Annotated in this window: 14 protein-coding genes and 1 tRNA gene; 7 read left to right on the forward strand and 8 right to left on the reverse strand. The window is 59.5% G+C overall.

The window, feature by feature from the left end; all coding sequences use genetic code 11:
- The first annotated feature begins 62 nt into the window (after nucleotides 1-62).
- The 3 genes from B2D37_RS05950 (at nucleotide 63) to B2D37_RS05960 (ending at nucleotide 2,433) form a co-directional block, all read left to right on the forward strand.
- A complete protein-coding gene (locus B2D37_RS05950; RefSeq protein ID WP_079201857.1) occupies nucleotides 63-335 on the forward strand; it encodes an HU family DNA-binding protein in 273 nt (90 codons plus the stop codon).
- A gap of 49 nt (nucleotides 336-384) precedes the next feature.
- Nucleotides 385-461: transfer RNA gene (locus tag B2D37_RS05955), tRNA-Asp, on the forward strand.
- 97 nt (nucleotides 462-558) lie between these two features.
- Entirely contained in the window at nucleotides 559-2,433 is a 1,875-nt protein-coding gene (locus B2D37_RS05960; RefSeq protein ID WP_079201858.1) for a SurA N-terminal domain-containing protein, read from the forward strand.
- 62 nt (nucleotides 2,434-2,495) lie between these two features.
- On the opposite strand, the gene fabI is transcribed toward B2D37_RS05960, so the two are convergent.
- The 6 genes from fabI to B2D37_RS05990 are packed head-to-tail and all read right to left on the reverse strand — an operon-like array spanning nucleotide 2,496 to nucleotide 10,703.
- A complete protein-coding gene (gene fabI / locus B2D37_RS05965; protein ID WP_079201859.1) occupies nucleotides 2,496-3,290 on the reverse strand; it encodes an enoyl-ACP reductase FabI in 795 nt (264 codons plus the stop codon).
- A gap of 31 nt (nucleotides 3,291-3,321) precedes the next feature.
- A complete protein-coding gene (locus B2D37_RS05970; RefSeq protein ID WP_079201860.1) occupies nucleotides 3,322-4,935 on the reverse strand; it encodes an ABC transporter ATP-binding protein in 1,614 nt (537 codons plus the stop codon).
- Nucleotide 4,936: 1 nt separating this feature from the next.
- The gene (locus B2D37_RS05975; protein ID WP_079201861.1) at nucleotides 4,937-5,956 is read right to left on the reverse strand and encodes an ABC transporter permease; all 1,020 of its coding nucleotides are present in this window, start codon (nucleotides 5,954-5,956) and stop codon (nucleotides 4,937-4,939) included.
- Between the two features lies 1 nt (nucleotide 5,957).
- Nucleotides 5,958-7,031: a microcin C ABC transporter permease YejB gene (locus B2D37_RS05980; RefSeq protein WP_079201862.1), complete on the reverse strand. Its 1,074-nt coding sequence runs from the start codon at nucleotides 7,029-7,031 to the stop codon at nucleotides 5,958-5,960.
- Nucleotide 7,032: 1 nt separating this feature from the next.
- Nucleotides 7,033-8,877 carry an extracellular solute-binding protein gene (locus tag B2D37_RS05985; protein ID WP_079201863.1) on the reverse strand — a complete coding sequence of 615 codons (1,845 nt, stop codon included), beginning with the start codon at nucleotides 8,875-8,877 and terminating at the stop codon, nucleotides 7,033-7,035.
- Complete coding sequence (locus B2D37_RS05990; protein WP_079204907.1) at nucleotides 8,874-10,703, reverse strand: extracellular solute-binding protein; 1,830 nt, start codon at nucleotides 10,701-10,703, stop codon at nucleotides 8,874-8,876. The genes B2D37_RS05985 and B2D37_RS05990 overlap by 4 nt, the downstream gene beginning before the upstream one ends.
- Before the next feature lie 146 nt (nucleotides 10,704-10,849).
- On the opposite strand from B2D37_RS05990, the gene B2D37_RS05995 reads away from it, so the two are divergent.
- Nucleotides 10,850-12,295 carry an HDOD domain-containing protein gene (locus tag B2D37_RS05995; protein ID WP_256573151.1) on the forward strand — a complete coding sequence of 482 codons (1,446 nt, stop codon included), beginning with the start codon at nucleotides 10,850-10,852 and terminating at the stop codon, nucleotides 12,293-12,295.
- A gap of 9 nt (nucleotides 12,296-12,304) precedes the next feature.
- Here the strand turns inward: B2D37_RS05995 and B2D37_RS06000 are convergent, their stop codons facing one another.
- Together B2D37_RS06000 and gloB are read right to left on the reverse strand one after the other, a co-directional pair.
- Entirely contained in the window at nucleotides 12,305-13,864 is a 1,560-nt protein-coding gene (locus tag B2D37_RS06000) for a LysM peptidoglycan-binding domain-containing protein (protein ID WP_079201864.1), read from the reverse strand.
- 100 nt (nucleotides 13,865-13,964) lie between these two features.
- Nucleotides 13,965-14,738 (reverse strand): hydroxyacylglutathione hydrolase, encoded by a 774-nt coding sequence (gene gloB, locus B2D37_RS06005; protein WP_079204909.1) that lies wholly within the window; start codon nucleotides 14,736-14,738, stop codon nucleotides 13,965-13,967.
- Between the two features lie 76 nt (nucleotides 14,739-14,814).
- On the opposite strand from gloB, the gene B2D37_RS06010 reads away from it, so the two are divergent.
- The 3 genes from B2D37_RS06010 to dnaQ are packed head-to-tail and all read left to right on the forward strand — an operon-like array spanning nucleotide 14,815 to nucleotide 16,792.
- Nucleotides 14,815-15,573, forward strand: a complete 759-nt coding sequence (locus tag B2D37_RS06010) for an SAM-dependent methyltransferase (protein WP_079201865.1) — start codon at nucleotides 14,815-14,817, stop codon at nucleotides 15,571-15,573.
- Between the two features lie 45 nt (nucleotides 15,574-15,618).
- Entirely contained in the window at nucleotides 15,619-16,071 is a 453-nt protein-coding gene (gene rnhA, locus B2D37_RS06015; RefSeq protein WP_079204910.1) for a ribonuclease HI, read from the forward strand.
- On the forward strand, nucleotides 16,064-16,792 hold the full coding sequence (dnaQ, locus tag B2D37_RS06020) for a DNA polymerase III subunit epsilon (RefSeq protein WP_079201866.1): 729 nt from the start codon (nucleotides 16,064-16,066) through the stop codon (nucleotides 16,790-16,792). The genes rnhA and dnaQ overlap by 8 nt, the downstream gene beginning before the upstream one ends.
- Nucleotides 16,793-16,859: the final 67 nt, after the last annotated feature.

Raw genomic sequence — 16,859 nt, forward strand, 5'->3', positions numbered from 1 at the left:
CACTCGTTTTGCTTACACTAAAAATCAAGAAACAAACTCATCAGAAATTAAGGGGACTTAGAGTGAACAAGTCGGAACTGATCGATGCCATCGCTGCATCTGCTGATATCCCGAAAGCTGTTGCTGGCCGTGCGCTGGATGCAGTAATTGAATCTGTCACTGGCGCTCTGCAGGCTGGTGATTCCGTTGTACTGGTTGGTTTCGGTACCTTTGCTGTCAAAGAGCGCGCTGCGCGCACTGGTCGCAATCCGCAAACTGGCAATCCGATCAGCATCGCTGCCGCCAAGATTCCAGGTTTCAAAGCCGGTAAGGCACTGAAAGACGCGGTCAACTAAGCGTCTTTCAGGCATTGTCCCAGGTCAGCTTAATCCCTGATCTGGCAGCGGAGCGGTAGTTCAGTCGGTTAGAATACCGGCCTGTCACGCCGGGGGTCGCGGGTTCGAGTCCCGTCCGCTCCGCCAGTTACGAGAAGGCGCATCCTCGGATGCGCCTTTCTTCTATCCGGATTGTACCCACACTGCGCGACTGCTTTATTTGTACAGTCGTTCTGGGGGAAGCATGCTGCAAAACATCAGGGACAATTCACAAGGTTGGATTGCCAAAACCATCATCGGTCTCATCGTGGTACTGCTTGCGCTGACCGGTGTCGAAGCCATTTTCACCAGTACCAGCAACAGCCAGAATGCCGTTGAAGTCAACGGCGAAAAAATCACGATCAACGACCTTGGCCAAGCCGTCGAGATGCAGCGGCGTCAGTTGTTGCAGAAGCTTGGGCGTGATTTTGATGCTTCCTTGCTGGACGAGAAATTGCTTCGCGAAGCTGCTTTGAAGGGCTTGATCGAGCGCACTTTATTGCTGCAAGGCGCAACCGATGCAAAATTCGCATTTTCCTCGCAGGCACTCGATCAGCTGATTCTGCAAACGCCCGAATTTCTGGTCGATGGCAAGTTCGATTCCGCTCGTTTCGATCAGGTAATCCGCCAGCTCGGCTACACGCGCATGCAGTTCCGCCAGATGCTCGAGCAGGAAATGCTCATTGGCCAGTTGCGCGCGGGCCTATCTGGCAGCGCCTTCGTGACCGATGCTGAAGTAACTGCTTTCGCGCGCCTGGAAAAACAGACCCGTGACTTCGCGACTTTGACTCTGAAGGCCGATAGCAATGCGGTTCAGCTCAGTGATGACGACATCAAGGCCTACTACGACTCACAGGCCAGTCAGTTCATGAGTCCTGAGCAGGTTGTGCTGGAATATGTCGAACTGAGCAAGGATGCATTCTTCGATCAGGTTGAAGTCAGTGATGAAGACCTGCAAAGCGCTTACGAAAACGAAATTGCCAATTTGGCCGAGCAGCGTCAAGCCGCGCATATTCTGGTCGAGGCAAGTGACTCGCTAGACGATGAGCAGGCCAAAGCCAAGATTGACGAAGTGCAGAAACGCCTGCAACAAGGCGAAGACTTTGCTGCGCTGGCCAAGGAGCTCTCCGATGATCCAGGTTCCGCTGCCAATGGTGGCGATCTCGGTTATGCCGGCCCGGGTGTCTACGATCCGGCTTTCGAAAAGGCGCTGTATGCCTTGAGCGAAGGCCAGGTTTCGGCGCCGGTACGTAGCGAGTTTGGCTGGCACCTGATCAAGCTGCTGGCTGTTCAGGCTCCAGAGGTGCCGAGCTTTGCCAGCCTGCAAGACAAGCTGGTGCGTGATCTGAAAACACGCAAACTCGAACAGCACTTTGTCGAGATTAGCAAGCAGCTCGAGGATGCCGCCTTCGAAGCGTCGGACCTGGCTCAGCCTGCCCAGGAGCTGGGGCTGGATATCAAAACCAGCGAAGCCTTTGGACGTGAAGGTGGCGAGGGTCTGGCCGCTAACCGTCAGGTGATTCAGGCTGCATTCAGTGCTGAGGTGCTGGAGGATGGCAGTAACAGCAACGCTATCGAACTCGACCCGAATACCGTGGTTGTGTTGCGCGTCAAGGAGCACAGGAAGCCTGAGCAACTGGCTCTCGAGCAGGTTGAAGAAAGCATTCGTGAGCAGCTGACCAAGGTTCGTGCCACTGAAGCTGTCAAGACTGAGGGCGAGGCTCTTCTGGCATCTTTGGGTGATGGCAAGACGCCGGTTGAACAGGCTGGCTCGGAGCAGGCCTGGGAAGTGGTTGAAGCGGCGACACGCAGTCAGGAGGGGGTTGAGCCCGCGGTACTGCAGGCATTGTTCCGCATGCCCAAGCCGAGCGCTGCCGGCCAGTCGACGTTTGCCGGAGTCACGCTGAGCAATGGTGATTTCGTGGTGGTACGCCTCAGTGGCGTGAGCGAGCCTGAAGCGCCGCTGGCGGATGAAGAAAAGGCCACATACAGCCGTTTCCTCGCTTCGCGCAGTGGGCAGCAGGACTTCGCGGCATTTCGCAAGCAATTGGAAAGCAAGGCGGATATCGAGCGTTTCTGATTTCTGTCGAGTATAAAAAAGGCCGCTATAAGCGGCCTTTTTTATTATTCATGGTGTGGCAATCAATCTTCCATTGCACCCATGGCCGTGGTGTTGAAGCCACCGTCGACGTACATGATTTCACCGCTGACGCCCGAGGCCAGGTCGGAGCAGAGGAAGGCGCCGGCGTTGCCGACTTCAGTAATGGTCACATTGCGGCGCAGCGGGGTCTGCTTCTCGTTGGCGGCAAGCATCTTGCGAAAGCTCTTGATCCCCGAGGCGGCGAGGGTGCGGATCGGGCCGGCAGAGATAGCGTTGACCCGAGTGCCTTCTGGGCCGAGGCTGCCGGCCAGATAACGTACGCCGGCTTCCAGGCTGGCCTTGGCCATACCCATGACGTTGTAGTTGGGCATGGTGCGTTCGGCACCCAGGTAGGAGAGGGTCAGCAGGCTGCCATTGCGGCCTTTCATCATCTCGCGGCCGGCCTTGGCCAGGGCGACGAAGCTGTAGGCACTGATGTCGTGGGCGATGCGGAAGCCTTCGCGCGTGGTGACGTCGGTGAAGTCGCCATTGAGTTGATCGCCGGGGGCGAAGCCAACCGAGTGGACGATGCAGTCCAGGCCATCCCATTGCTTGCTCAGGGCGTCGAATGCCGCGGCGATTTCTTCATCGCTGGCTACGTCGCAGGGAAAGCACAGCTCGGGACCGGAGCCCCAACCGGCGGCAAACTCTTCGACGCGACCTTTGAGTTTTTCATTCTGATAAGTGAAGGCCAATTCGGCACCCTCACGGTGCATGGCCGAGGCGATCCCCGAGGCGATGGACAGTTTGCTGGCAACGCCAACGATCAGTACGCGCTTACCGCTTAGAAAACCCATGTGTGCTCTTCCTCTTCCTGCTTTTAAGGATTTAGTCAGCAGCGCCTGGAGCCAATAAGGCCGCTTCCAGTAACTGCTGGGTATAAATATGCTGTGGCGCGGCGAAGATCGCCGCTGCCGGGCCTTGTTCGACCGCTTGCCCCTCCTTGACCACTATCAGGTGGTGGCTGATCGCGCGGACCACCGCCAAATCGTGGCTGATGAACAGGTAAGTCAGGTTGTACTTGGCCTGTAATGAACGCAGCAACTCGACTACTTGGCGCTGAACGGTACGGTCGAGTGCCGAAGTAGGCTCGTCCAACAGTATCAGCGCCGGTTTCAGTACCAGTGCGCGAGCAATGGCAATCCGCTGCCGTTGCCCACCGGAAAACTCGTGGGGGTAGCGGTGCCGGGTATCCGGATCCAGGTCCACCTCCAAAAGTGCGTCGATGATCGCCTGTTCCTGTTCCTCCGCCGTGCCCATGCCATGAATGCGCAGGCCTTCACCGACAATCATGCCTACCGTCATCCGCGGACTCAGGCTGCCGAACGGGTCCTGAAACACCACCTGCATCTGTCGGCGCAGCGGACGAACCTGCTGCTGCGTCAATCCGTTCAGTGTCTGGCCCTGAAAGCGAATGGCGCCCTGACTGCCGATTAGCCGCAGGATTGCCAGGCCCAGGGTGGACTTGCCGGAACCGCTTTCGCCAACGATACCCAGGGTTTGGCCCTGGGGCAGGCTGAAATTGATGCCATCCACCGCTTTCACATAATCGACGGTACGGCGCAGCAGTCCTTTCTTGATCGGGAACCAGACGCGCAGATCATCGACTTCCAACAGTGGCTCGCCGGCAGGGTTGGCCACCGGCTCGCCGCTTGGCTCGGCACCGAGCAGCTCCCGGGTATAAGGATGCTGCGGTGCATGGAACAGTTGCTCACACGACGCTTGTTCGACGATCTTTCCCTGCTGCATGACACATACGCGATGGGCAATTCGTCGAACCAGGTTGAGATCGTGACTGATCAGCAGCAGCGCCATGCCCAGGCGCGCCTGCAGGTCCTTGAGCAGTTCGAGGATTTTCAGCTGCACGGTGACGTCCAGCGCGGTGGTCGGCTCATCGGCGATCAGCAACTCCGGCTCGTTGGCCAGGGCCATGGCGATCATCACCCGTTGCCGTTGGCCGCCGGAGAGTTCATGGGGGTAGGCTTTGAGGCGCTTGTGCGGCTCGGGGATGCCGACCAGCCCGAGCAGTTCCAGGGTGCGCGCGGTGGCGGCTTTGCCCGACAGCCCTTTATGCAGCGCGAGGACTTCATTGATCTGCTTTTCGATGCATTGCAGCGGATTCAGCGAGGTCATGGGCTCCTGAAACACCATGGCGATGCGGTTGCCACGGATGTTGCGCAGTTTGTTCTCACTCAGTTTGAGCAGGTCTTGCCCGGCATAGTGAATGCTGCCGCTCGGATGCTGGGCCAGGGGATAGGGCAGCAGGCGCAGGATCGAGTGGGCTGTGACCGATTTTCCCGAGCCGCTTTCTCCGACCAGGGCCAGGGTCTCGCCGCGGCGGATATCGAAGGTGACGCCTTCGACCACGCGCTGCTTCGAGTCGCCACTGACGAACTCGACGGCCAGGTCACGTACTTCGATAAGGACATCGGATTGGGTCATCTTATTTCCTTGGGTCGAAGGCATCGCGTGCCGCTTCGCCGATAAACACCAGGAGGCTGAGCATCAGTGCCAGTACGGTAAAGGCGCTGATACCGAGCCAGGGCGCCTGCAGGTTGGATTTGCCCTGGGCGACCAGTTCGCCCAGTGAGGGCGCGCCTGGCGGCAGGCCGAAGCCGAGGAAATCCAGCGCGGTCAGGGTGCCAATGGCGCCGGTGAGAATGAAGGGCATGAAGGTCATGGTCGAGACCATGGCATTGGGCAGGATGTGATTGAACATGATGGCGCCGTTCTGCATGCCCAGCGCCCGGGCGGCGCGCACGTATTCCAGGTTGCGTCCGCGGAGGAACTCGGCGCGCACCACATCGACCAGGCTCATCCAGGAGAACAGCAGCATGATGCCCAGCAGCCACCAGAAATTCGGTTGCACGAAGCTGGCGAGAATGATCAGCAAGTAGAGCACCGGCAGTCCCGACCAGACCTCCAGGAAGCGCTGTCCGACTAGGTCGACCCAGCCACCATAGAAGCCCTGCAAGGCGCCGGCGAACACGCCGATAATCGAGCTGAGGATGGTCAGGATCAGGGCGAACAGCACCGAAATGCGAAAGCCGTAGATCACCCTGGCCATGACGTCGCGGCCCTGATCATCGGTGCCCAGCCAGTTGTCGCGCGAAGGCGGTGCTGGGGCGGGTACTTGTAGATCGTAATTGATGCTGGAGTAACTGAAGGGGATCGGCGGCCAGAGCATCCAGCCGTCTTTCTGGGCGATCAGCTCCTGGATATAAGGGCTCTTGTAATTGGCCTGCAGGGGGAATTCGCCGCCAAAGACGGTTTCCGGGTAGCGTTTGAGCACCGGGAAATACCACTCGCCGTCATAGTTCACGACCAGGGGTTTGTCGTTGGCGATCAGTTCGGCGCCGAGGCTCAGGCCGAATAACAAGAGGAAGATCCACAACGACCACCAGCCGCGCTTATGGGCCTTGAACAGTAGCAGGCGTCGCTGATTAAGCGGAGAGAGCGTCATCTCAACCCTCCCGGCTTTCAAAGTCGATGCGCGGATCGACCAGGGTGTAGGTGATGTCACCGATCAGTTTCACGGCCAATCCCAATAAGGTGAAGACGAACAGCGTGCCGAAAACCACCGGGTAGTCGCGGTTGATGGCCGCCTCGAAACTCATCAGGCCAAGACCGTCGAGGGAAAAAATCACCTCGATCAACAAGGAGCCGGTGAAGAAGATGCCGATAAAGGCGGCGGGAAAACCGGCAATGATGATCAGCATGGCATTGCGGAACACATGGCCATAGAGCACGCGATTATTGCTCAGGCCCTTGGCCCTGGCGGTGGTCACATACTGTTTGTTGATCTCGTCGAGGAAGCTGTTTTTGGTCAGCAGGGTCAGGGTCGCGAAGTTACCGATGACCAGGGCTGTCACGGGCAGCGCCAGGTGCCAGAAATAGTCGAGGATCTTGCCGGTGAGGCTGAGCTCGTCGAAATTGTTCGAGGTCAGGCCGCGTAGCGGAAACCAGTCGAGGTAGCTGCCGCCAGCAAACACCACGATCAACAAAATGGCGAAGAGGAAGGCTGGAATCGCATAACCGACGATGATCGCCGAACTGGTCCACACGTCGAAGGCGCTGCCGTGGCGGGTGGCTTTGGCGATGCCCAGCGGGATGGAGACCAGGTACATGATCAGGGTGCTCCACAGCCCCAGGGAGATCGATACCGGCATCTTCTCGATGATCAGGTCGATCACCTTGGCATCGCGGAAAAAGCTCTCGCCAAAGTCAAAACTGGCATAGTTTTTCAGCATGATCCAGAAACGTTCGGGAGCCGGCTTGTCGAAGCCGTACAGGCGTTCTATCTCGGCGATCAGTTCCGGGTCGAGGCCTTGGGCGCCACGATAGTTGGAACCGGCGATTGCAACTTCGGCGCCGCCGCCAGCGATACGGCTGGTGGCGCCTTCAAAGCCCTCCAGCTTGGCGATCATCTGTTCCACCGGGCCGCCCGGGGCGGCCTGGATGATGATGAAGTTGATCAGCAGGATGCCGAACAAGGTGGGAATGATCAGCAACAGGCGACGAAAGATATACGCCAGCATCTTATTGCTCCGTGTTCGCCGCTTCGGCATTGTCCGTGGTGGCGGGTTCCTGTTGCGGGCGAGCCCACCAGGTATTCAGGCCGATGTCGTATTTGGGGGTGATTGCCGGGTGCTCGAAGCGGTTGCCGTAGGCCACGCGCCAGGTCTTGATGTGCCAGTTGGGGATGATGTAATGGCCCCACAACAATACGCGGTCGAGGGCCCGAGTGTAGGCGACCAGGCTTTGTCGTGAGTTGGCGTTGATCAGACCTTCGACCAACTGGTCGATGGCCGGGTCTTTCAGGCCGATGAAGTTGCGGCTGCCGGGCTTGTCGGCGCTGCTGGAGTGCCAGTACTCGCGCTGCTCGTTACCCGGCGAGTTGGACTGGCCGAAGCCACCCACGATCAGGTCGAAATCCCGCGAGCGCAGGCGGTTGATATATTGCGAGACGTCGACTCGGCGAATTACCAGCTCCATGCCGAGATCGGCCATGTTGCGCTTGAGTGGCAGCAGCACCCGTTCGAACTCGGTTTGGGCGAGGAGGAACTCGACGCTGACTGGCTCGCCTTCGGCGTTGAGCATCTGGTCGCCTTCGATGCGCCAGCCGGCTTCCTGCAACAGTTGGTAGGCACGCCTCTGCTGCTCGCGGATGATGCCGCTGCCGTCGGTGACGGGAACGCTGAATTCATCGCTGAACACCTGCGTCGGGATCATGCTGCGCAGCGGTTCGAGGAGCTTCAATTCGTCGGTTTCGGGTAGGCCGCTGGAGGCCAGTTCGGAGTTGTCGAAATAGCTGTGGGTGCGGGTGTAGGCACCATTGAATAGCTGGCGGTTGGTCCATTCGAAATCGAACAGCAGACCCAGTGCCTCGCGCACCCGTTTGTCCTGGAACAGTGGTCGGCGGGTATTGAAGATGAAGCCCTGCATGCCGGTGGGGTTGTGGTTCTCGATCTCTTCCTTGATCAGTTGGCCATTGGCGACGGCGGGGGTGTCGTAGGCGGTGGCCCAGTTTTTCGCGCTAGTTTCCAGCCAGTAGTCGAATTGCCCGGCTTTCAGCGCTTCGAGGGCTACCGTGTTGTCGCGGTAGTAATCGATCCGCATGGTGTCGAAGTTGTAGAAACCGCGGTTGACCGGCAGATCCTTGCCCCACCAGTCCTTGACCCGCTCATAGCGAATAGAGCGCCCGGCTTTGACCTCGGCAACTTCATAGGGGCCGCTGCCCAGTGGAATCTCCAGATTGCCTTTGCTGAAGTCGCGTTCGGCCCACCAGTGCTTGGGCAGTACCGGCAGTTGCCCGAGAATCAGTGGCAGTTCGCGGTTGCCGGCATGCTTGAAGATGAAGCGTACCTGGTGCGGGCCCTCGACTTCGACCCGCTCGACATCGGCATAGTAGCCGCGGTACGTGGGCGCCCCATGGGTCATCAGGGTTTCGAAGGTGAACTTGACGTCCTCGGCGGTCACCGCTTGACCGTCGTTGAAGCGGGCCTCGGGGCGCAGGTAGAAGCGCACCCAGGCGTTGTCTGGGGCTTTCTCGATTTTTTCAGCGAGCAGGCCGTACTCGCTGAAGGGTTCGTCCAGGCTGTGGCGTGTCAGGGTGTCGTAAATCATGCCGATATCATCGGCCGCCACACCCTTGTTGATGAAGGGGTTGAGGCTGTCAAAGCCGCCAAAACCGGCCTGACGAAAGGTGCCGCCTTTGGGGGCTTCTGGGTTCACATAGTCGAAATGCTGGTAGTCGGCCGGGTATTTCGGCGGTTCGTCATACAGAGTCAGGGCGTGCTTGCCGGCGGCCTGGGTCAAGCTGGCCAGGCCGAGCAGCAGGATAGCGCTGCCGTGCAGTAGAAATGAGCGCAGAGGCGACGTCATCGGGCATTCTCCGTGGATTTCAGCCACCAGGTGCGCAGGCCCAGGGTATAAGGCGGCGTGGTGACGAAGGCAAACCGGTTGCGGTAGGCCAGGCGGTGATAGTTGATGTACCAATTCGGGATGGTGTAGTGCTGCCACAGCAGCACTCGGTCGAGTGCACGAGTGGCTGCGATCTGTTCATCGCGGGTTTGCGCCGCCAACAGTTTGTCGAGCAAGGCGTCGACCACCGGGTGATTGACGCCTGCGTAGTTCTTGCCGCCTTTGACCTTTGCCTGGCTGGAGTGGAAGTACAACGATTGCTCCAGACCCGGGCTGAGGTTTTGTGGCAGGGTCAGCAAAATCATATCGAAATCGAATTGATCCAGGCGTTGCTTGTACTGCGCGCGATCGACGGTGCGCAGGTTGGCCTGGATGCCGATGCTGGCAAGGTTCTCGGTGAACGGCTGAAGGATGCGCTCGAGGTTTGGGTTGACCAGCAAAATCTCAAGCTGCAGTGGCTCGCCTTTGTTGTTCAACAGATGCTGACCGGATGGTTTCCAGCCAGCTTCGGCCAATAGGCCGAGGGCGCGGCGCAAGGTATCCCGGGGGATACCGCGACCATCGGTTTGCGGCATGGCGAAGGGTTCGCTGAACAGGCGTTTCGGCAGTTGCTTGCGGTAGGGCGACAGCAGCAGCCATTCGGCACCTTCGGGCGTGCCGGTGGCGGAAAACTCGCTGTTTGGGTAATAGCTCTTGGCGCGCACATAGGAGCCATTGAACAGCGCGCGGTTGGTCCACTCGAAATCGAACATCAGTCCCAGGGCTTCACGTACCTTGCGGTCGGCGAATGCCGCGCGCCTGCTGTTCATGAACAAGGCCTGGGTTTGCGTGGGAATCTGGTGCGGAATCTCGGCGCGAATCACCTCGCCACGATCCACTGCCGGAAAGTGGTAGCCGTTGGCCCAGTTCTTCGCTTGTTGCTCGATATAGAAGTCGAATTCACCCGCTTTGAAGGCTTCGAAGGCAACATGGCTGTCGCGATAGAACTCGACCTCGACCCGATCGAAGTTGTATTTGCCGCGATTGACCGGCAATTTCACCCCCCACCAATTCTTCACCCGCTCGAAAGTCAGGCTGCGCCCCGGGTTGACCTGGGTAATGCGGTAAGGGCCGCTGCCCAGCGGCGGTTCGAACGTGGTTGCCTTGAAGTCGCGATCTTTCCAGTAATGCTGCGGCAGTACCGGCAATTCGCCCAGGCGCAGAATCAGCAGGGGGTTGCCCGAGCGCTTGAACACAAAGCGGATGCGATGACGATTGAGGATGTCGACCCGCTTCACTTCCTGCAGGCTGGTGCGGTACTGCGGGTGTCCCTGCTTGAGCAGCAGGCGATAGGAGAACGCCACGTCATAGGCGGTGATCGGCTTGCCGTCATGGAAGTGCGCCTGAGGGCGCAGGTTGAACACCACCCAGCTGCGATCTTCGCTGTATTCGACCGACTTGGCGATAAGGCCGTAGCTGGAGGTCGGCTCATCGCCGGACGGGTCGTAATGACCGGTGCCCGCCATTAGCGTTTCGTTCAGCCCGGTGACGCCGTATTGGAGGAAGTTGGCGGTGGAAATCGGGCTGGTGCCCTTGAAGGTGTAGGCATTGAGGGTGTCGAAGCTGCCAGCCCCCATGAATCGCAGGGTTCCACCTTTCGGCGCATTGGGATTGACCCAGTCGAAATGGGTAAAGCTGGCGGGATACTTGAGCGCACCAAATTGCGCATAGCCATGGCTTTCGCTGACGGTCGCCCAGGCGGGCAAGCCGATGGCCATACTGAGGATTAGCGAGAGGAGGGGACGTATCAAGTGAAAGATCCGATCCGGAGCGGCTTTGGGGCTTCTTGTCCGGTACAGTAACAGCTTGTATCCGCAGGAAAAAGGCCGAGCCTATTGGCTAGGTATGCTGGCATTATTGCCATCTTCGGCTTAATCACAACGAGGCCCTGAACTTGGATACACGTAGCCATGGCCTGCAGGCATGGATTGATCGTCTGAACGAGGCCGAATTGCCGGCCCTGGCGACTGTGGTGCAGGATCTGCAGCGCTTGGCGCAACACGAACGCTCGTCCGTACAACAACTGGCGGACGTCCTGCTTCGCGATGCTTCGCTGACGTCCAAGGTGCTGCGTGTCGGTAATAGCGCCTATTACAACCCCTCGCAAGAACCCATCAAGACTATCTCGCGGGCCATCGTGCTGATCGGCTTCGACAATGTTCGCCTGATCAGTCTGTCCGTGAGCCTTATCGATGGTTTGCTTACCCGCGCTCCGCGCGAGCAGTTGCAGGAGTTGCTGGCGCGGTCGTTTCACGCGGCCGTACAGGCACGCAATATTGCCGGTTACGTGCTGTCAAGGCATGCGGAGGAGGTCTTCATCGCGGCCTTGCTCCATCACTTGGGTGAACTGGCCTTCTGGGGATGTGGCGGTGAACAGGCGGACGAGCTGGCCAGTGCCTTGGCCCAGCCCGGCGTCGATGTCGAGGAAGCCGTGCGTGCGGTGCTTGGCACCAGCTTCCGCCAACTGACGCAGGGCTTGGTGAAAGGTTGGAACATCGGCGAGATCGCCAGTTTGGCGCATAACAGCGTCAACCATAACGACCCGGCGGTACGCGCGGTCAGTCTGGGCGCACGGATCAGTGAGGCCGCGTTGGAAGGTTGGGACTCGCCGGCGATGGAGGCCGTGGTCGCTGAGATAGCGACTTTTATCGGGGTCAGCCCGCAAGAGGCCATGCAGCAAGTTCTCGCCAGTGCCGACGAAGCGGTCAAGGTAGCGGCGACCTTTGGTGCCAGCCAGCTCTGCCGCCTGATCCCCAATACCGATCCCGAGCAAATCCGTTTGCAACAGCAGCAGCGCAAGGCGCGCCTGTTGCAACCTAATCTGCAGCTGCTGCAACAAGCCCTGCAGGATCTGGGCTTGCTGGCGTCTCGCCGAGGCGATCTCGGCTTGATCCTCGATACCCTGCTCAAAGGCCTGCATCAGGGCGCGGGGCTGGAACGAGTGATGCTGGTGGTGCTGGCCGATGGACAGAGTTGTTTCCGGGCCAAGCGGGTGGTGGGCGAAGGTACTGAGGGCTGGATGAGCGATTTCCTCCTGCCTGTCGAGCAGCGCGAGCAGCCGCATATCTTCAGCTACGTGCTGCGCAATAAAGAAGCTTTGTGGATGGGCGTACCGGCCAGCTACAGCCTCAACGAACTGGTGACCCAGCCAATTCGTCAGCGGCTGGGTCAGGGCATGTTCTTTATCGCCCCATTATTGGCCGGCAGTCGTCAGATTGGCGTGCTCTATGCTGACAATCGGATTTCCGGACGCGCCTTGAGGCATGAGCAGTTTGTCGCATTTCAGCGCTTTACTCAGCTCACCCAGCGCTGCCTGGAAGCGCTGATCCAGCGCGATTGACCCAGTTGCTCAGGGTAGACGCAGGGTCAGGGTCTGCCCCGGCTTGATGGCGCTGCCCGTACGCGGGTTCCAGCGTTGCAGGTGCTGCATCTCGACCTTGAAGCGTTTGGCGATCACGTATAACGAATCGCCTTTGCGCACTTTGTAATAGGTCACGTCGCCGCGCGGGCCGTTGCTGGTCTTCGTTGACGCCTTGGCGTCGTATAAGGCCAGAGCCTGGCCGGCATGCAGGGTATTGCCAGTGATTTTGTTCCAGCGTTTTACATCTTTGACCGAAACCTGATGGGTCTTGGCGATTTGCCAGAGGTTGTCGCCATTTTTGACCCGGTAAGTGCGTAGCGTCGCAGTGCGACCGGCGGCCGTCTGAAACAGCGGCTCTTTCGGCGTGACACCGGGTTGCGCGGGTATGCTCAGCATCTGGCCAATGCGTAAGTGGTTGTTGGAAAGCTTGTTGATATCTTTAAGAATGCTGACCGTCAGGTGGTGGCGGTTGGCGATACCGCTGAGGCTGTCGCCCGAGCGGACGCTGTACTGCTGCCAGTCGACCAGGTCCTGTGGTTTCATCAGCGCCAGGTTGGCGGTCAGTAGTTCTGCATTGGCGGTCGGCACCAGCAGATGTGGCGGGCCGTCCAGGGTGATGCGTTGTTTAAAGGCGGGGTTGAGCTGATACAGCTCATCTTCATCCAGGTCAGCCATGGCGGCGACCCTGGACAGGTCCATGCGCCGCTTGAGTACGACCTGCTCGAAATATGGCTCGTTGGCAATCGGCTCGAGGTCGACGCCGTAAGCTTGTGGGGACATCACTACCTGTGACAGGGCCAGCAACTTGGGCACGTAATTCTGCGTCTCCTTGGGCAGTGGCAGATTCCAGTAGTCGGTCGGCAGGCCGAGTTTTTGATTGCGCTCGATGGCCCGGCTAACGCGGCCTTCACCGGCATTGTAGGCAGCCAGGGCAAGCAACCAGTCGCCATTGAACATTTCATGCAAGCGCGACAGATAGTCCATCGCGGCATTGGTCGAGGCCATGACATCGCGGCGGCCGTCGTACCAACTGGTTTGGCGCAGGTTGAAATAACGGCCGGTGGAGGGGATGAATTGCCATAAACCGACCGCATTGGCGCTGGAATAGGCGAAGGGGTTGTAGGCGCTTTCGATCATCGGCAGCAACGCCAACTCCATCGGCATATTGCGCTCGGCCAGGCGTTCGACGATGTAATGGATATAAGGGCTGCTGCGCTCGCCGGATTTCTCGATAAAGGAGGGGTTGCTGACGAACCACAGGCGCTGCTGTTCGATGCGAGGATTGATACCAATATCATCCTGCATTTGATAACCGTCACGGACCCGCTGCCAAATATCCTCGGGCTCAGCCGTGGTGATGCTGTCGGTTAGCCATACAGGCTCCCGCTCCAGGCCCACGGTAAGATCGGTATCGTTGCCGTGATCACTGGCGAGGCCTTTGCCCGTGGTCTGGCAGCCGGCCAGGGTTACACAAAACACCACCACGAGCGCCTGGGCGCCTAGTGTCAATGCCTTTAAATTCAAGGTCTTGCGTGGAGGTAAAGGCATTAGTTGGCTGGGGCTTCCCGAGGAAAAGATCGGGGGATTCTAGAAACCGATGCCGGGGTGGTCAAGTTTTAACCACTCTTTTTGCTGGGTTATCGACTTTTTAGAAATTATCCTTCCATGCGCGCAGACGCGCGAAAACCTCGCTGGGCGAGCGTTTTTGCGGGCCGTCATGCTGGTCAATCCTTGCCTTGACCGCTTCTTCGGCGCTACGCAAAAAGGGGTTGGTCGCGCATTCCAGGGCCAGGCTGGAGGGCAGGCTGATGCGGCCTTCGGCGCGCCAGGCGCTGACTTCCTTCAGGCGTTGGGCGACCTGCAGATTGTCCGGCTCGACTGCCTGGGCAAAGCGCAGGTTGCTCAGGGTGTATTCATGGGTGCAGTAGACTTGGGTTTGCTCGGGCAGGGCGGCCAGACGGCTGAGCGAGTCGTGCATCTGCGCGGGTGTGCCTTCGAACAGGCGACCGCAGCCGGCGGCGAACAGGGTGTCGCCACAGAACAGCCAGTGCTGCTCTGCCTGGTAATAGGCGATATGCCCCAGGGTATGACCGGGTACTTCGATCACGCGAAAGCGTTGACCGAGGACCTCGATCTCGTCGCTTTCACGCAACGCCAGATCGCGCGCGGGGATATTTTCCTGCGCTGGGCCGAGTACCCGTGCCCCTGTGGCCGCCTTCAACGGCTGGATGCCACCCACATGGTCGGGGTGATGGTGGGTGATCAGAATATCGCTCAATTGCCAGTCCGGATGGCTGTCCAGCCAGGCCAGCACTGGCGCCGCATCACCGGGGTCGACCACTGCACAGCGGCGCTGGTCGAGGTCTTGCAGCAACCATATATAGTTGTCCGAGAAGGCGGGCAGGGCGTCGATCTTTATCATCATGCGGGTCGCTAAGCAGGTCATAAAGGTGCATCTTAGAACTCATTGGCGGTGCTGGCTACGCAGGTAATCCTTTATGTCCGATCATCCTTTCGCCCAGGCCGATACCGATTGGCTCAAGCTCATCGGCACGGCGCGCCATTGGTTCAATGGGCCTTATGGGCAGTTGCTGCTGGAGGACGAGCAGCGCTTGCTCGAGGAAGAGCTGGCGCGCTTCTTTGGCGGCTACATGGTGCATTACGGCCCTTCCGCACGAGCCTCGCCGAATGCCGCGCAGATCCAGCGCAGCGTGCGGGTCGGCGCGCCTTTCAGCGGGGTGGAGATCGTTTGCGAGGAACAGGCCTGGCCGTTGACCGAGTATGCCGCCGATGTCGTATTGCTGCAGCATGGCCTGGATTTTAGTCTGTCGCCCCATGGTCTGTTGCGCGAGGCTGCCCACAGCGTTCGCCCAGGTGGCCACCTGCTGGTGGTCGGTATCAACCCGATGAGCGCCTGGGGCGTGCGTCACCTGTTCGCCCGTGATGCCTTGCGTCAGGCCCGCTGCATCGCACCCAATCGCGTCAGTGACTGGCTGCACCTGTTGGGCTTCGCGCTGGAGAAACGCCGCTTCGGGTGCTATCGTCCGCCGCTTGCTTCCACTGCCTGGCAGGCTCGCCTGGCTCCGCTGGAAGCCTGGGGCGACGCGTGGCAATCGCCAGGAGGCGGCTTCTATATATTAGTGGCGCGCAAGCTGGTGATCGGGTTGCGCCCGTTACGGCAAACGCAGCGAGCCCCCATGGGCAAGCTGGTGCCCATGCCGGTGGCCAAGGTCAGTCGCCGCGATTCGAAGCCGTAAGTGCTAGAGCCTGCCGAGCGGAATTTATTGAGAGAAATGCTCTGCATGAATGAACAAATTGAGATTTATACCGATGGTGCCTGCAAGGGCAATCCCGGCGTCGGTGGCTGGGGCGCGTTGATGATTTTCAAGGGCGTGGAAAAAGAGCTTTGGGGCGGTGAGGCCGAGACCACCAACAACCGCATGGAACTGACCGCGGCGATTCGCGCCCTGGCCGAGTTGAAGCGGGCTTGCGATGTGCGCCTGGTGACCGACTCGCAGTACGTCATGCAGGGTATCCAGGACTGGATGCCGAACTGGAAGAAACGCGGCTGGAAAACCGCCGCCAAGCAGCCGGTGAAGAATGCCGATCTGTGGCGCGAATTGGACGAGCAGGTCAATCGACACACCGTGACCTGGCAGTGGGTGCGTGGCCATACCGGTGATCCCGGCAACGAACGTGCCGACCAGCTGGCCAACCGTGGCGTCGAAGAAGTGAGAGGGCTGCAACGTGCGTAGCGTAGTTTTGGATACTGAAACCACCGGCATGCCGGTCACCGATGGCCACCGGATCATCGAGATCGGCTGTGTCGAACTGATGGGCCGACGCCTGACCGGGCGGCATTTCCATGCCTATCTGCAGCCGGATCGCGAGATCGACGAGGGCGCCATTGCGGTGCACGGCATCACCAACGATTTCGTTCAGGACAAGCCGCGCTTCAAGGAAGTGGCCGATGAGTTCTTCGAATTCATCAAGGGCGCGCGGCTGATCATCCACAACGCAGCGTTCGACGTTGGCTTCATCAACAACGAATTCGCCCTGATCAAGCAGCAGGGTCGCGCCGACATCAGCGAGCATTGCTCGATCCTCGATACCCTGCTGATGGCCCGCGAACGTCATCCGGGGCAGCGCAACAGCCTCGATGCCCTGTGCAAGCGCTATGGCGTCGACAACTCCGGGCGCGACCTGCACGGCGCCTTGCTCGATGCTGAGATCCTTGCCGATGTCTACCTGACCATGACCGGCGGGCAGACCCATCTGTCCCTCGCCGGCGACGGCTCAGAGGGTGACAGCAATGGTCGTCAGCAGCCCAGCGCGACTCGCCGCTTGCCCGCCGAACGCCAGCCTACCCTGGTGGTTCGCGCTTCTCAGGCCGAGCTGGAGGCGCATACCGCGCGTCTGGCCGCGATCGAGAAAGCGGCTGGGGCCCCGGCGTTGTGGGCGACGTTGGAGCCATAGGGCAGACAGGCCGGTACCGTATCTGTAGGAGCCAACAAGCTGGCTCCTACAGAGGTTGTTTTGCCGT

It is taken from the genome of Pseudomonas sp. CC6-YY-74, assembly GCF_002025205.1.
Lineage (GTDB): Bacteria > Pseudomonadota > Gammaproteobacteria > Pseudomonadales > Pseudomonadaceae > Aquipseudomonas > Aquipseudomonas paeninsulae.

Bases quoted from the DNA above. Each gene is read 5' to 3' on its own strand.
- B2D37_RS05960 (WP_079201858.1), top strand. From the start codon at position 559: ATGCTGCAAAACATCAGGGACAATTCACAAGGTTGGATTGCCAAAACC.
- fabI (WP_079201859.1), bottom strand. From the start codon at position 3,290: ATGGGTTTTCTAAGCGGTAAGCGCGTACTGATCGTTGGCGTTGCCAGC.
- B2D37_RS05970 (WP_079201860.1), bottom strand. From the start codon at position 4,935: ATGACCCAATCCGATGTCCTTATCGAAGTACGTGACCTGGCCGTCGAG.
- B2D37_RS05975 (WP_079201861.1), bottom strand. From the start codon at position 5,956: ATGACGCTCTCTCCGCTTAATCAGCGACGCCTGCTACTGTTCAAGGCC.
- B2D37_RS05980 (WP_079201862.1), bottom strand. From the start codon at position 7,031: ATGCTGGCGTATATCTTTCGTCGCCTGTTGCTGATCATTCCCACCTTG.
- B2D37_RS05985 (WP_079201863.1), bottom strand. From the start codon at position 8,877: ATGACGTCGCCTCTGCGCTCATTTCTACTGCACGGCAGCGCTATCCTG.
- B2D37_RS06000 (WP_079201864.1), bottom strand. From the start codon at position 13,864: ATGCCTTTACCTCCACGCAAGACCTTGAATTTAAAGGCATTGACACTA.
- gloB (WP_079204909.1), bottom strand. From the start codon at position 14,738: ATGATAAAGATCGACGCCCTGCCCGCCTTCTCGGACAACTATATATGG.
- B2D37_RS06010 (WP_079201865.1), top strand. From the start codon at position 14,815: ATGTCCGATCATCCTTTCGCCCAGGCCGATACCGATTGGCTCAAGCTC.
- rnhA (WP_079204910.1), top strand. From the start codon at position 15,619: ATGAATGAACAAATTGAGATTTATACCGATGGTGCCTGCAAGGGCAAT.